The sequence below is a fragment of the Pseudomonas helleri genome, assembly GCF_045830615.1.
Classification (GTDB): Bacteria; Pseudomonadota; Gammaproteobacteria; order Pseudomonadales; family Pseudomonadaceae; genus Aquipseudomonas; species Aquipseudomonas helleri.
On record NZ_CP174501.1, the window covers coordinates 541223 to 555157 of the forward strand.

Here is a 13935-nt window from a genome sequence, read left to right on the forward strand (position 1 = left end):
GGGGTGCCGCGTGGCGCTCAACAGCATCGAAGAACTGGTTGAAGACATCCGCCAAGGCAAGATGGTCATCCTGATGGATGACGAAGACCGCGAAAACGAAGGCGACCTGATCATGGCCGCCGAGTGCTGCCAGGCTGAGCACATCAACTTCATGGCGCGTTTCGCCCGTGGCCTGATCTGCATGCCGATGAGCCGCGAGCGCTGCGAAACGCTCAAGTTGCCATTGATGGCGCCGCGCAATGGCTCCGGCTTTGGCACCAAGTTCACCGTGTCCATCGAAGCCGCCACCGGCGTGACCACCGGCATTTCGGCTGCCGACCGTGCCCGCACAGTACAAGCCGCCGCTGCCAAAGACGCCAAGGCCGATGACATCGTCAGCCCGGGCCACATCTTCCCGCTGATGGCACAAGCGGGCGGCACCCTGGCCCGTGCTGGCCACACAGAAGCCGCCTGCGACCTGGCGCGCATGGCCGGTTTCGAGCCAAGCGGCGTGATCTGCGAAGTGATGAACGACGACGGCACCATGGCCCGTCGCCCTGAGCTGGAAGCATTTGCCGCTGAACACGGCATCAAAATCGGCACCATCGCCGACCTGATCCACTACCGGATGATCCACGAACGTACCGTTCAGCGGATTGCCGAGCAGCCACTGGACAGCGAACTGGGCCAATTCAACCTGGTGACCTATCGTGATTCTGTTGAAGGCGACGTGCACATGGCACTGACCCTGGGCAAGATCTGCGCCGAAGAACCGACGCTGGTACGGGTGCACAACATGGACCCGCTGCGCGACCTGTTGCTGGTCAAACAGCCCGGCCGCTGGAGCCTGCGCGCCGCCATGAGCGCCGTGGCAGAGGCGGGCAGCGGTGTGGTGCTGTTGCTGGGCCACCCGTTGGATGGCGATGTATTGCTGGCGCACATCCGCGAAACCGCCGATGCCGCACCGGTGAAAAAGCCGACCACCTACAGCATCGTCGGAGCAGGCTCACAGATCTTGCGTGACCTCGGAGTACGCAAAATGCGCCTCATGAGTTCACCAATGAAGTTCAATGCCATATCCGGTTTTGATCTGGAAGTTGTAGAATACGTGCCCGCCGAATAATGACCGGACATTTCCAGTCCCGATTCGTGGCCCAATATCCTTAAAGAACGCACGCAAGTGCGTTCTGGCTCTTTAATACGAGACATACCGAATGACCCTGAAGACCATCGAAGGTACCTTCATCGCCCCCAAAGGTCGCTACGCACTCGTCGTCGGCCGTTTCAACAGCTTCGTCGTCGAAAGCCTGGTGAGTGGTGCTGTTGATGCCCTGGTTCGCCACGGTGTAAGCGAAAGCGACATCACCATCATCCGTGCACCGGGTGCGTTCGAAATTCCGCTGGTTGCGCAAAAAGTTGCCCAGCGCAACGAATTCGCCGCCATCATCGCCCTGGGCGCTGTTATCCGTGGCGGTACTCCGCACTTCGAATACGTGGCTGGCGAGTGCACCAAAGGCTTGGCTCAGGTGTCCATGGAGTTTGGCGTACCGGTTGCATTCGGTGTGCTGACCGTTGACTCGATCGAGCAGGCCATCGAACGTTCCGGCACCAAAGCTGGCAACAAAGGCGCTGAAGCTGCACTGTCCGCTCTCGAAATGGTCAGCCTGCTGGCAGCGTTGGAGGCCAAGTGATTTCCGACGAAAGCGATCGTTTCAACCCGCGCGATCCTAAACCTGCGGATGCTGGCAAGCCCTCCAAGAGCGCCAAGCGTCGCGAAGCGCGTCAGCTCGCGACCCAAGCGCTGTATCAGTGGCACATGGCCAAGCACTCGCTGAACGAGATCGAAGCCCAGTTTCGCGTGGACAACGACTTCACTGACGTTGACGGCGCTTACTTCCGCGAAATCCTGCACGGCGTACCGGCCAATCGTACCGAGATCGATGCTGCCCTGGTGCCATGCCTGGACATCACCATCGAAGAGCTGGACCCGGTTGAACTGGCGGTTCTGCGCCTGTCCACCTGGGAGCTGATCAAGCGTGTCGACGTGCCTTACCGCGTTGTGATCAACGAGGGTATCGAGCTGGCAAAAGTCTACGGTTCCACTGACGGTCACAAGTTCGTCAACGGTGTTCTGGACAAACTGGCACCCCGCCTGCGTGAAGCTGAAGTCAAGGCGTTCAAGCGCTAACCCGCGCTGTTGGCCATGGGCGAGTTTGAGCTGATCCGCAACTTCTTCGCTGCCGCGCCCTGTGCGCAAGGCGGCGTGGGCGTTGCTTTAGGCATTGGCGACGACTGCGCCCTGCTGGATGTTCCCTTCGGGGAACAGCTGGCGATCTCCACCGACACCCTGGTAGCCGGTGTGCACTTCGCAGATCCTTGCGACCCTTTCTTGCTCGGTCAGCGTGCGCTGGCTGTGGCGGCCAGTGATTTGGCGGCCATGGGCGCCACCCCTGTTGCGTTTACCCTTGCCCTGACGTTGCCGACGGTTGAAGCCGCCTGGCTGGACGCGTTTGCCCGTGGCTTGAACGTCATGGCCCAGGCGTGCGACCTGCGGCTGATCGGCGGCGACACCACGCGCGGTCCACTGTGCCTCACCTTGACCGTATTTGGGCGCGTGCCCACGGGCCAAGCCTTGAGCCGCAGCGGCGCGCGCCCCGGCGATTTGCTATGCGTGGGCGGTGAGCTGGGCAATGCAGCGGGCGCATTGCCGCTGGTCCTGGGCCAATGCAGCGCTGCCCCGGCAATTGCCGAGCTTTTGCTGGCGCATTACTGGTCACCGCAACCGCAATTTGCCCTGGGCCAGGCCCTGCGTGGCAAAGCGACCTCGGCCCTGGATATTTCAGACGGTCTTTTGGCTGACTGCGGGCATATTGCGCTGGCTTCGCGTGTGGGCCTGCAGATCGAAAATGACCGCGTGCCGATGTCGCTGGCCCTGCAAGAGTTTTTGGGGGATGCGGGCGCGCGAAAAGCGGCCTTGAGCGGCGGTGACGATTACGTGCTGGCCTTTACCTTGCCAGCCGTTGAACTGCCGACCTTGCTCGCTGACGGCTGGCCGATCCACGTCATCGGCCGCGTAATTGAAGGGCAGGGCGTCAGCCTTGTCGACGAGCACGGTCAGGACATCACCCCGGCAATCCGTGGTTACCAGCACTTTCACGCGTGATGTGAAGGTTCGCGGGGCCTGAGCTATCAAACTTTTTGATATTTATCTCCGATAATTCAGCCTAAGCGTCTGTAGGAACGTCCTGTTACAATGTCGACTCTGCGAATTTCCAGTCCTCAAACTGATCAGGAGCACATGGTGCCCGTCGTTTTCGTTGCTGCTTGCAAGCTCCCAACCCCCTTTGCCGAATTCACCATGCATGGCTTTTTAGAACAAGCCACGGGTCGTGAACACGTTGTGCTCAGTTTGGGCGACGTGGCAGACGGTGCTCCGGTATTAGGCCGGGTGCACTCCGAATGCCTGACCGGTGATGCCTTGTTCAGCCAGCGCTGTGATTGCGGCTCACAACTGGAAGCCGCTTTGCAGGCCATCGCCCGCGAAGGTCGTGGCGTGTTGCTGTACTTGCGTCAGGAAGGCCGTGGCATTGGTCTGTTGAACAAAGTGCGCGCTTACGCACTGCAAGATGGCGGGGCCGACACCGTTGAAGCCAACGAGCGTCTGGGCTTTGCTGCGGATCAGCGCGATTACGCCATCTGCCTGCCGATGCTTGAGCACTTGGGCGTCAAATCGCTGCGCCTGATGACCAACAACCCGCGCAAGGTCAAAGCCTTGACCGACATGGGCATCACCGTGGCGGAGCGCGTACCGCTGCACACCGGGCACAACCCGCACAACAAACTGTACCTGGCAACCAAAGCCAATAAGCTTGGGCACATGATGGGCAACCAGCACCAAGGCGAGACAGATCCGGCGTGAAGCGCTACTGGCTGGCAATCCTGTTGCTGGCCGTGGGTTTACCCTGCATGGGCGCCAGCCGAGTGATCAGCCTGGCGCCATCGCTGTCTGAAATCGTTGTTGAACTGGGGGCCACCGACCTGCTGGTCGGGCGCCTCGACGCTGGCGAGTCACTTCCCGAACTGGCCGCTGTGCCCTCTGTGGGCCGCTATGGCCAATTAAACATCGAGCGTTTACTCAGCCTGCAACCCGACCTGATTCTGCTCTGGCCGGGCAGCGTGGGCGTTGCCCAGCGCGAGCAACTGCACCGCTTCAACATCCCGACCTACACCGCCGACCCTCAAACCCTTGATCAACTGATTGAGCAGATCCAGACCCTTGCCGTCGCCTTGGGGCGCCCGGAGCGCGGTCAGGAACTGGCCGATCAACTGCGCGCCCGTCTGGCCGAGCTGCGCACCCGCTACCACCGTGACAAGCCGCTGCGGGTGTTTTACCAAGTGTGGGATCAACCGCTCTACACCCTGGGCGGCGGGCAAATCATCAGCGATGCGTTGGCCGTGTGCGGAGCGAGTAACGTGTTTGCCGACCTCAAACTCCCGGCCCCGCAAGTCAGCGTCGAGTCGGTATTGCAGCGCAATCCACACATGATCATTGCGAGCACCCAGGCGCAACTCGACGCCTGGAAAGCCTGGCCGCAACTGGATGCGGTCAAACACGGGCGTTTAGTGCTGTTGAGTGATAAAGGTCTGGAACGCCCGAGCGGGCAAATGGTGCAAGCAACCGGCAGGTTGTGCGAGCAGATCGCCCCCTGATCCCTGTAGGAGGGGCCGTGAACTGGCCTAATGCTCCCGGACACCTCTTAAGGGCGATATGATTCGCCCAATCAGGAGGTTCCATGCAAGAGCGAAAGACCTACACCCGCGAGTTCAAGCAACGTGCTGCAAGCATGGTTCTTGATGATAGCTGCTCAGTTCCTGACGTCTGTGCATCGATGGACGTTGGGCCTACCGCTCTGCGCCGCTGGATTGATCAGGTTCGCAAAGAGCGTCAGAAAGGGCAGCCAGTGGCAGGTACCAAGGCAATCAGCGACGAACAACGAGAGCTTCAACAGCTGCGAGCCAAGGTCAAGCGCCTGGAGACCGAGGCTGAAATCTTAAAAAAAGCTACGGCTCTCTTGATGTCGGATCCCGATCGTTTTTCCTGATCGAAGAGCTGAGAGAGTCGACCTCATATCCGACCCGCCTCCTTTGTAGTGCTTTGAGCGTTTCCCGCAGCGCGTTTTATGACTGGCTTAAGCGTCGTTCAGCGCCGAATACCAAGCGTGACGCGCTCAGAGCAAAAGTCGTGCAACTGCATGACGAAAGCCGGGGAAGTGCAGGCGCGCGGATGATCTCTCAGCACTTGAAGGCCCAGCAGATCAAAGTGGGGCGGCATCTGGCCGGAAAACTCATGGCGGAGGCAAATTTGGCCAGCAGACAGCGCCGTCGCCATCAGTATCGCTCTAGAGGCGTCGAAGCATTTGTGGCCAAGAACCTGCTCAAGCGTAACTTCGAGCCAACCGCAATCAATCAGGTCTGGTGCGGCGACGTTACCAGCCTGATGGTTGGTAAACGCTGGTATCACTTGGCAGCAGTCATTGATCTGTTCGCCCGCCGAATCGTTGGCTGGGCGTTCTCTCTGATCAATGACGCCAACCTGGTTAGCAGAGCGCTGAGAATGGCGGTGGAGGTTCGAGGTAAACATGCAGGCTTGATGTTTCATTCGGATCAAGGCTGCCAATACACCAGCCAGCTCTTTCAGTCCGCGCTGCTGGAGCATGGGATAAAACAAAGCATGAGCCGCAGAGGGCAGTGCTGGGACAACGCGCCAACAGAGCGTTTCTTCGGGACACTCAAATCAGAGTGGGTGCCCAATAAGGGCTACACGACAGTTGAAGAAGCCAGGCAGGATATAACTAGCTTCTTCATGCGATACAACCGAATCAGGCTCCACAGCTACAACAACTACCTGTCGCCAATAGCCATGGAGCAAAAAGCGGCATAAACACCGTAATCGGTGTCCGGGATTACTTGACCAGTTCACCGCCCCGTCTTCGACGCCGCGCTGTCGCGGAGCAAACAGGACAGCGAGTATCTTCAGCATCCCCCAATCGGTTCCCTCTCCTTCGGGAGAGGGCTAGGGTGAGGGGGGCTCTTAGATCAAGATCAAAAGATCGCGAGCAAGCTCGCTCCTACAGTGTCTTTAGAATCAATCACTTATTTTGTGTTTGATAAGAGGGGCCGCCCCATCTTCGACGCCGCGCTGTCGCGCAGCAAACAGGACAGCGAGTATCTTCAGCATCCCCCAATCGGTTCCCTCTCCTTCGGGAGAGGGCTAGGGTGAGGGGGCTCTTAGATCAAGATCAAAAGATCGCGAGGCAAGCTCGCTCCTACAGTCGATCCGGGTGGGCTTAGAGGCCCAGCAACTGCATCCGCTGGCGAACCGAGGCTTCGATGCCGGCTTCATCCAGGCCGCATTCAGCCAACATCTGGCTCGGCTTGGCGTGCTCGACATAAATGTCCGGCAAGCCCAGGTGCAGCACCGACTTCAGCACGTTTTCACGGGCCAGGAACTCACTGACCGCCGCGCCAGCGCCACCCATGATGGCGTTTTCTTCGATGGTCACCAGCAACTCATGGCTGTCAGCCATTTCGCGTACCAAGGCTTCGTCCATCGGCTTCACAAAACGCATGTCGACCACGGTCGCGTCGATCTTTTCAGCCACTCGCAGGGCTTCGGCCAATTGCACGCCAAATACCAGGATTGCCACCTTGCTGCCTTGACGGCGCACGATACCTTTGCCGATTTCCAGCGGCTCAAGGGTCTTCTCGATTGGCGCGTCAGGGCCGGTGCCGCGCGGGTAACGCACTGCCGCCGGGCCGTTGTACAGGTGGCCGGTGGTGAGCATTTTGCGCAGTTCGTTCTCATCGCTCGGGGTCATGATGACCATGCCCGGGATGCAACGCAGGTAAGACAGGTCGTAGCTGCCGGCGTGGGTCGGGCCGTCTTCGCCCACCAGACCGGCACGGTCGATGGCAAACAGTACGTCCAGGTTCTGCACCGCAACGTCATGCACCAATTGGTCGTAACCACGCTGCAAGAACGTTGAATAAATCGCCACCACGGGTTTGGCGCCTTCACAGGCCATACCGGCGGCAAACGTGACCGCGTGCTGCTCGGCAATCGCCACATCGAAGTAGCGCGACGGGTACTGCTCGCTGAACTTGATCAGGTCCGAGCCTTCTTTCATGGCCGGGGTAATGCCGACCAGACGCTCATCGGCCGCCGCCATGTCACACAGCCACTCGCCAAACACGGCCGAGTACTTCGGCCCGCTGGCAACCTTGGGCGCCACTTTCGGTGCGTCCAGCGGCTCAAGCTTGGTGATCGCGTGGTAACCAATCGGGTCGGCTTCAGCCGGGGCGAAACCTTTGCCTTTCTTGGTGACGATGTGCAGGAACTGCGGGCCTTTGAGGTCGCGCATGTTACGCAGCGTGGCGATCAAGGTCGGCAGGTCGTGGCCATCAATCGGCCCGATGTAGTTCCAGCCCAACTCTTCGAACAGGGTGCCGGGGACCAGCATGCCCTTGGCGTACTCTTCGGTGCGGCGGGCAATTTCCCAGGCGCCCGGCAGGCGTGACAGCACTTTTTTGCTGCCTTCGCGCATGCTGGCGTAGGTACGGCTCGACAGGATTTTGGCCAGGTAGTTGGACAACCCGCCGACATTGCGCGAAATCGACATGTCGTTGTCGTTGAGGATCACCAACATGTTGGCATTCACTTCGGGGGCGTGGTTCAGCGCCTCAAAGGCCATGCCCGCCGTCAGTGCGCCGTCACCAATCACCGCAATGGCCTTGCGCTCGCTGTTTTGCAGGCGGGCGGCAATGGCCATGCCCAGCGCAGCGCTGATCGAGGTGCTGGAATGGCCGACGCCAAAGGTGTCGTACTCACTTTCGGAGCGGCGCGGGAAGGCCGCAATGCCGTCCTTTTGGCGCAACGTCGCCATTTCATCGCGACGGCCGGTGAGTATTTTGTGCGGATACGCCTGATGACCCACGTCCCACACCAGCCGGTCATCCGGGGTGTCGAAGACGTAGTGCAGCGCGATGGTCAGCTCAATGACCCCAAGCCCGGCACCAAAGTGCCCGCCTGTCTGGCCAACGGTATAGAGCAATTCCAGGCGCAACTCATCGGCCAGGGTTTCCAGCTCGGCTTCGGCTAATCTGCGCAGGCCAACAGGCGTGCCCGCTCGGTCGAGCAGGGGCGTAGTCGGGCGCTTGCGGGGAAAATCTTGAAACGTCGTTGGCATCAGGCGAATCGTTATAGGTATATAAAAGAGGCGGCAGTTTACCTTATGGAACGTAAGCTGCCCACGCAGTGTGACATTCGTTAGTCAGACCTTGGCATTACACGCCGTGCGAAATATCTATTTGTCACCGTATTAGTGGCGGCGATCCACGATATAACGCGCCAGTTCTCGCAAAGGTTCTGCTGCTGCATCAAAAGGTCGCAGGGCATTGAGCGCCTGATCACGCAGCTCCAGCGCATAGCTTTTGGCCCGCTCCAGACCCATCAGTGCCGGGTAGGTCGGTTTATCCCGTGCAATGTCGGCGCCTTGGCGTTTGCCCAGGGTCGCGGTGTCACTTTCAACATCCAGAATGTCGTCCTGGACCTGAAACGCCAAGCCAATGGCCCGGGCATAAACGCTCAACGCCTGCAGATTGTCATCCGTTGCCTGGCCGCTGGCCAGTGCACCCAGCTGTACGCTGGCTTCAATCAGGGCGCCGGTCTTGTGGCGGTGCATGTATTCCAGCGCAGCCTGATCCAGTTTCAGCCCCACCGAGCCCAAGTCGATGGCTTGCCCGCCAACCATGCCGGCAGGGCCCGCCGCGAATGCCAGGCCATTGACCATGCGCAAACGTGTTTCGGCATCCAGAGTGGTCAGCGTCGGGTCGAGCAGGGCGCTGAACGCCAGGCTTTGCAGGCCGTCACCGGCCAGAATGGCGCAGGCTTCATCAAACGCCTTGTGGGTGGTCGGCTGACCGCGGCGCAAATCATCATCGTCCATGGCCGGCAAATCATCATGCACCAGCGAATAGGCGTGGATCAGCTCCACCGCGCACGCCGCGCCATTGGCTTGTTCGGGGGCCGCGCCCAGCGCTTCGCAAGCGGCATAGGCCAATAGCGGTCGAACCCGTTTGCCACCATTCATCACGCTGTAACGCATGGCCTCGTACAGACGGGCCAACTCCGGGGCAGGAGCGACAAACAAGCGCTCAAGTGCCGCGTTGACGCGTGCCTGGCTGCTGGTCTGGTAGGCATCAATCATTCTGGCTGTTCCGCATCAAAAGGCTCTTGAGCGAGCTCACCATCGCGCTCAAGCAAAATTTGGACTTTCTGCTCCGCTTGCGCCAGTGCGCCCTGGCAATCACGGGTCAGACGAATGCCTTGTTCAAAGGCGGTCAATGAGTCTTCCAGTGACAGTTCGCCGTTTTCCAGGCGCTCGACCAATGTTTGCAGGTCGGCGAGGGACTGCTCGAAATCCAGGGAAGCTTTTTTGCGGGCCATGGCGGCATTCTCGGTAGGCGTTAAAACCGGCTGACACTAGCAGACAGCAGGTTTTGGGGCAAATAAGGCGGCAGTTTAAGCCACTGCCATGAAAGGTGAATCTGTTAACTGCATGACTTTAGTCGACATGTATAAGGCGATTTTTTCAGCCGTTCGTGTCAGAGCTGACTGTTTGGGTGTAGTCCAAATCCTTGGTATGTCAGGTTTCGTAACGCGTGTGTGAGGCGATTTCTTTACCTTTTTTTAAGCGAAGACATTTCGCGGCCTATTGAGGAAACGTCTGACATTTTTCCCTTTTCCATTCAAATAAGGTTTCGCCACTTGAATGGAATCGGTAATGCGCTGTGATCCTCCCCCTTGATACCTCTATGACGTACGTGGTGCCCACTGCAGTGGGCGGCGTGCTGTCATGACGTATTCCAGCCAATTATTTGCCCGCCTCATCGAGTTGGGCAAAGCGCCGGTGTTCAAGGATAGCTTTGCGGGCAATGACGCGCGCTTTTCGAACCAGTTCGAAGCCCTTGAGCGAGAAATCGGCAAGTCGCAGTCGATGTCAGAAAACAACCAGATCGACTGGTACGTGGTGCATGAGCAAAGCGAGGCGATGCTGCGCGATCAGTCCAAAGACCTGCGTGCCGCCGTCTGGCTGACATGGGCGCTTTATCAGCGCGAATCGTTCCCGGGGTTGCTGGCGGGGCTGGGGTTGTTACACCACCTGTGTACGGAGCGCTGGGCGCTTGTATACCCGCTCAAATTGCGTACCCGTGCCGCCGCTATCAGTTGGTTGGTAGGGCGCCTTGATCGGGCCCTTAACGAAAACGTGCCGATTAAAGAACAACTGCCGCTGTTTCAGCACATGGTTGAACTGTTGCTGGCGCTGGAAAGCGCGCTGGCCAAGCATTTGGGCGATGACGTGCCGCTGTTGCTGCCGATTTGCCGTCGACTGGCCCGAATGGTCCAGCGGGCCGTCGACAGCCAGCCCGAGAAGGGCGTTATTGCCACGGCGGTGGCGCAGGTCAGGCATGTGGCCACCCAGTTGATCGAGCCCAATACGCACATCGACAACGAAAAAGACGCTCACAAAGCCTTGCGTCAGCAACAGGACAGCGCCCGGGCCTTGTGCGGCTGGTGGCTAAAACAGAAAGCCACCGACCTGCGAGCGCTGCGCCTGAACCGCGTGCTGACGTGGCTGGCCGTAGAACTCCTGCCCGAGCGCAATGGCGAGCTGATCACCCCGCTGCGCGGCATCCCGGCCGACAAGCTCATCAGCTACGCGGATCGTTTCACCCAGGGGCAGTTTGCCGATTTGCTGGTGGAGCTTGAAGCCAGCGTTGCCAAATCACCGTTTTGGTTCGACGGCCAGCGCCTGGTCTGGGAATGCCTGAACGCCCTTAAAGCCGAGCCGGCCATGCGCGAGGTGGAGGTCCATTTCGCCTTGCTGCTGCAACGGCTGCCGGGGCTGGTCGAGCTGCGTTTCAGTGACGGCACCGCGTTTGCCGACCCGCAGACCCGCGCCTGGATCGACGCACAGGTGCTGCCCCATCTGAGCCGAAGCGAGCCCGAAGCGCCGGTCGCAACTGTACGCCCGGCCTGGGACTTGGCCCTCGATGAAGCGCAAGAGCTGTTGCGAGTCAGCGGTTTCAAACCCGCTGTGCAGTGGCTCAAGCGCGGATCGGGTAGCGCCCACGGCGAGCGGGTGCGGTTTTTCTGGCAGTTGACCCTCGCCCGGTTGTGCTTCCACGCCAAGAAATACGAACTCGCCAAAACCCAGCTCGAAATGCTCGATGAGGTTCTTCACCGCTCAGGTTTACAGGCCTGGGAGCCGGATCTGGTGCTTGAAGTTTTGCGTCTTTTACATCGCTGCTGCGAGCTCTTGCCGCAGAACCACGAAGTGCGAGAACGCAAGGACGAGATGTATCGCAGGTTGTGCCACCTCGATCTTGAAGTGGTACTCGAATAGGCCTCAGGGCCACACACACGCAAGGAAAAACATCATGGCCAAAGAAAGCTCGGTAGCCCCCAAGGAACGGATCAACATCACGTTCAAACCAGCGACTGGCGGGGCTCAAGAAGAGATCGAACTGCCTTTGAAGCTGTTGGTGGTGGGTGACTATATCCAGCGCTTTGACGGGCGAAAGCTTGAAGACCGCAAGCCTATTGCCATCGACAAAATGACCTTCGATGAAGTGCTTTCCAAGCAAGGGCTGGAGCTGGCCCTGAATGTGCCCAACCGCTTGCACGGCGAAGACAGCACCGATGAGCTGGCGATTGCGCTGCGCGTCAGCGCGATGAAGGACTTCAACCCGGCGAGCCTGGTTGAGCAAATCCCTGAGCTGAAAAAACTGATGGAGCTGCGTGATGCCCTGGTCGCACTTAAAGGCCCATTGGGCAACGCGCCGAGCTTTCGCAAGGCGATTGAAGGCGTCCTGGCCGACGACGTCTCACGCGCTCGGATACTGAGCGAACTGGATCTGCTTGTCGCTCCGGCAGCGGACGTTTGAGCCCCCCATCAGTCAAGGAAGCCACACAATGAGCAGCAGCGCCGCACAACTAAAAGACGATAAAAGCACTTCTTACAGCGTTCTGGACGACATCATTGCGCAAACCCGACTCACGCCCGAAGACGACGCCTATGGCATCGCCAAGCGCGGCGTAGCGGCGTTTATCGAAGAACTGCTGAAACCGCAAAACCAGGGTGAGCCGGTCAAAAAAGCCCTGGTTGATCGCATGATTGCCGAGATCGACGCCAAGCTCAGCAACCAGATGGACGAAATCCTCCACCACCCGTCCTTCCAGTCGCTGGAGTCCGCGTGGCGTGGCTTGCAGCTGTTGGTCGATCGCACCAACTTTCGCGAAAACATCAAGATCGAAATCCTCAACGTCTCGAAGGAAGACCTGCTGGACGATTTCGAAGACTCGCCCGAGGTCATGCAATCGGGCCTCTACAAACATGTGTACACCGCTGAATACGGGCAGTTCGGTGGTGAGCCGGTGGGCGCCATCATCGCCAACTACTTCATGACCCCAAGCTCGCCGGACGTGAAGCTGATGCAGTACGTGTCCAGCGTTTCGTGCATGTCCCACGCGCCGTTTATTGCCGCCGCCGGGCCGAAGTTTTTCGGCCTCGAAAGCTTCACTGGCATGCCAAACCTTAAAGACCTGAAAGACCACTTCTGCGGTCCGCAATTTGCCAAATGGCAGAGCTTTCGCGAGTCCGAAGATTCGCGCTACATGGCGCTGACCGTGCCGCGCTTCTTGCTGCGCAACCCGTATGACCCAGAAGAAAACCCGGTCAAATCATTCGTCTACAAAGAAACCGTTGCCAACAGCCACGAGCACTACCTGTGGGGCAACACCGCCTACACCTTCGCTTCCAGGCTCACCGACAGTTTTGCCAAGTTCCGCTGGTGCCCGAACATCATCGGCCCGCAAAGCGGCGGCGCGGTTGAAGACCTGCCCCTGCACCACTTCGAAAGCATGGGCGAAATCGAAACCAAGATCCCCACCGAAGTCCTGGTCTCTGACCGCCGTGAATACGAACTGGCCGAGGAAGGTTTCATCTCCCTGACCATGCGCAAAGGCAGCGACAACGCCGCGTTCTTCTCGGCCAACTAGGTACAAAAACCCAAGTTCTTCGGCATCAGCGCTGAAGGCAAGAATGCCGAGCTGAACTACAAACTCGGTACCCAACTGCCGTACATGATGATCGTCAACCGCCTGGCGCATTACCTCAAGGTATTGCAGCGCGAGCAGTTGGGTTCGTGGAAAGAGCGTACCGACCTTGAGCTTGAGCTCAATAAGTGGATCCGCCAGTACGTTGCCGACCAGGAAAACCCTGCCGCCGAAGTCCGTGGCCGTCGCCCTTTGCGTGCCGCCCATATCACCGTCAGCGACGTTGAAGGCGAGCCTGGCTGGTACCGCGTCAGCCTCAACGTGCGCCCGCACTTCAAGTACATGGGGGCTGACTTCACCTTGTCGCTGGTCGGCAAGATGGAAAAAGAGTAACGGGAGGCGGGCATGAGCGCATATGGCAGCCTTTTTGAACGCCTGGCGGGCGATGTGGATAAACGCCGGGGCTTGAGCCCCGTTGCCTGCGCCCAGGCGTCCGTGGCTGCCCACTTGGCAAAAATGCTCAGCACCCGGGCGGGCAGCGTGCAAACGCTGCCCGACTACGGCCTGCCCGATTTGAACAACATGCGTTTGAGCCTGCATGACGCGCTGACCCAGGCGCGCGCGGCCATCGAAGTATTTATTGAACGTTATGAACCGCGTCTGAGCCAGGTCCGCGTCAGCGCCTTGCCCCGAGACGGCGACCCGCTGCGGCTCGCCTTCAGTCTCGACGGCTGGCTGGACGTGGCGGGCACCAAGCGTCAGGTCAGTTTCACCGCGCACCTGGATGGCAGTGGCCAGGTCAGGGTCGGGACTTAAAGCCGGCACGCGTGACGTTCAAC

The 13935-nt window shown here is 59.3% G+C and carries 14 protein-coding genes and 1 pseudogene; 12 read left to right on the forward strand and 3 right to left on the reverse strand.

What is annotated here, in order from left to right:
- The first annotated feature begins 10 nt into the window (after positions 1 to 10).
- From ribBA to ACJJU9_RS02620, 8 genes are all read left to right on the forward strand, one after another.
- Complete coding sequence (gene ribBA, locus ACJJU9_RS02585) at positions 11 to 1102, forward strand: bifunctional 3,4-dihydroxy-2-butanone-4-phosphate synthase/GTP cyclohydrolase II (protein WP_048367768.1); 1092 nt, start codon at positions 11 to 13, stop codon at positions 1100 to 1102.
- A 91-nt stretch (positions 1103 to 1193) separates the two neighbouring features.
- Complete coding sequence (gene ribE, locus ACJJU9_RS02590) at positions 1194 to 1670, forward strand: 6,7-dimethyl-8-ribityllumazine synthase (RefSeq protein WP_048367766.1); 477 nt, start codon at positions 1194 to 1196, stop codon at positions 1668 to 1670.
- Positions 1667 to 2167: a transcription antitermination factor NusB gene (gene nusB / locus ACJJU9_RS02595; RefSeq protein ID WP_273220771.1), complete on the forward strand. Its 501-nt coding sequence runs from the start codon at positions 1667 to 1669 to the stop codon at positions 2165 to 2167. Before ribE ends, nusB begins: the two co-directional genes overlap by 4 nt.
- A gap of 15 nt (positions 2168 to 2182) precedes the next feature.
- Positions 2183 to 3142, forward strand: a complete 960-nt coding sequence (thiL, locus tag ACJJU9_RS02600) for a thiamine-phosphate kinase (protein ID WP_407729981.1) — start codon at positions 2183 to 2185, stop codon at positions 3140 to 3142.
- Positions 3143 to 3280: 138 nt separating this feature from the next.
- Complete coding sequence (gene ribA, locus ACJJU9_RS02605; RefSeq protein WP_278942266.1) at positions 3281 to 3898, forward strand: GTP cyclohydrolase II; 618 nt, start codon at positions 3281 to 3283, stop codon at positions 3896 to 3898.
- On the forward strand, positions 3895 to 4689 hold the full coding sequence (locus tag ACJJU9_RS02610; RefSeq protein ID WP_407729982.1) for a cobalamin-binding protein: 795 nt from the start codon (positions 3895 to 3897) through the stop codon (positions 4687 to 4689). The genes ribA and ACJJU9_RS02610 overlap by 4 nt, the downstream gene beginning before the upstream one ends.
- A gap of 83 nt (positions 4690 to 4772) precedes the next feature.
- Positions 4773 to 5081 carry a transposase gene (locus tag ACJJU9_RS02615; protein ID WP_076965378.1) on the forward strand — a complete coding sequence of 103 codons (309 nt, stop codon included), beginning with the start codon at positions 4773 to 4775 and terminating at the stop codon, positions 5079 to 5081.
- Positions 5082 to 5089: 8 nt separating this feature from the next.
- Positions 5090 to 5920 (forward strand): IS3 family transposase, encoded by an 831-nt coding sequence (locus ACJJU9_RS02620; protein WP_407730940.1) that lies wholly within the window; start codon positions 5090 to 5092, stop codon positions 5918 to 5920.
- A 406-nt stretch (positions 5921 to 6326) separates the two neighbouring features.
- Here ACJJU9_RS02620 and dxs read toward each other — a convergent pair whose 3' ends face one another.
- From dxs to ACJJU9_RS02635, 3 genes are all read right to left on the reverse strand, one after another.
- Positions 6327 to 8225, reverse strand: a complete 1899-nt coding sequence (gene dxs / locus ACJJU9_RS02625; RefSeq protein WP_048367758.1) for a 1-deoxy-D-xylulose-5-phosphate synthase — start codon at positions 8223 to 8225, stop codon at positions 6327 to 6329.
- Between the two features lie 132 nt (positions 8226 to 8357).
- Positions 8358 to 9245, reverse strand: a complete 888-nt coding sequence (gene ispA, locus ACJJU9_RS02630; protein ID WP_048367756.1) for a (2E,6E)-farnesyl diphosphate synthase — start codon at positions 9243 to 9245, stop codon at positions 8358 to 8360.
- Positions 9242 to 9484, reverse strand: coding sequence for an exodeoxyribonuclease VII small subunit (locus ACJJU9_RS02635; protein ID WP_048367754.1), 243 nt, complete (start codon positions 9482 to 9484; stop codon positions 9242 to 9244). Before ACJJU9_RS02635 ends, ispA begins: the two co-directional genes overlap by 4 nt.
- 409 nt (positions 9485 to 9893) lie before the next feature.
- On the opposite strand from ACJJU9_RS02635, the gene tssA reads away from it, so the two are divergent.
- From tssA to tssE, 4 genes and pseudogenes are all read left to right on the forward strand, one after another.
- Positions 9894 to 11444 carry a type VI secretion system protein TssA gene (gene tssA / locus ACJJU9_RS02640; protein ID WP_407729983.1) on the forward strand — a complete coding sequence of 517 codons (1551 nt, stop codon included), beginning with the start codon at positions 9894 to 9896 and terminating at the stop codon, positions 11442 to 11444.
- A gap of 34 nt (positions 11445 to 11478) precedes the next feature.
- Positions 11479 to 11985: a type VI secretion system contractile sheath small subunit gene (gene tssB, locus ACJJU9_RS02645; protein WP_153330184.1), complete on the forward strand. Its 507-nt coding sequence runs from the start codon at positions 11479 to 11481 to the stop codon at positions 11983 to 11985.
- Positions 11986 to 12013: 28 nt separating this feature from the next.
- Positions 12014 to 13489, forward strand: a pseudogene (gene tssC / locus ACJJU9_RS02650) (type VI secretion system contractile sheath large subunit).
- Positions 13490 to 13501: 12 nt separating this feature from the next.
- On the forward strand, positions 13502 to 13912 hold the full coding sequence (tssE, locus tag ACJJU9_RS02655) for a type VI secretion system baseplate subunit TssE (protein WP_153392147.1): 411 nt from the start codon (positions 13502 to 13504) through the stop codon (positions 13910 to 13912).
- Positions 13913 to 13935: the final 23 nt, after the last annotated feature.

Bases quoted from the DNA above. Each gene is read 5' to 3' on its own strand.
- tssA (WP_407729983.1), top strand. From the start codon at position 9,894: ATGACGTATTCCAGCCAATTATTTGCCCGCCTCATCGAGTTGGGCAAA.
- thiL (WP_407729981.1), top strand. From the start codon at position 2,183: ATGGGCGAGTTTGAGCTGATCCGCAACTTCTTCGCTGCCGCGCCCTGT.
- ribE (WP_048367766.1), top strand. From the start codon at position 1,194: ATGACCCTGAAGACCATCGAAGGTACCTTCATCGCCCCCAAAGGTCGC.
- dxs (WP_048367758.1), bottom strand. From the start codon at position 8,225: ATGCCAACGACGTTTCAAGATTTTCCCCGCAAGCGCCCGACTACGCCC.
- tssE (WP_153392147.1), top strand. From the start codon at position 13,502: ATGAGCGCATATGGCAGCCTTTTTGAACGCCTGGCGGGCGATGTGGAT.
- ACJJU9_RS02635 (WP_048367754.1), bottom strand. From the start codon at position 9,484: ATGGCCCGCAAAAAAGCTTCCCTGGATTTCGAGCAGTCCCTCGCCGAC.
- ispA (WP_048367756.1), bottom strand. From the start codon at position 9,245: ATGATTGATGCCTACCAGACCAGCAGCCAGGCACGCGTCAACGCGGCA.
- ACJJU9_RS02615 (WP_076965378.1), top strand. From the start codon at position 4,773: ATGCAAGAGCGAAAGACCTACACCCGCGAGTTCAAGCAACGTGCTGCA.
- tssB (WP_153330184.1), top strand. From the start codon at position 11,479: ATGGCCAAAGAAAGCTCGGTAGCCCCCAAGGAACGGATCAACATCACG.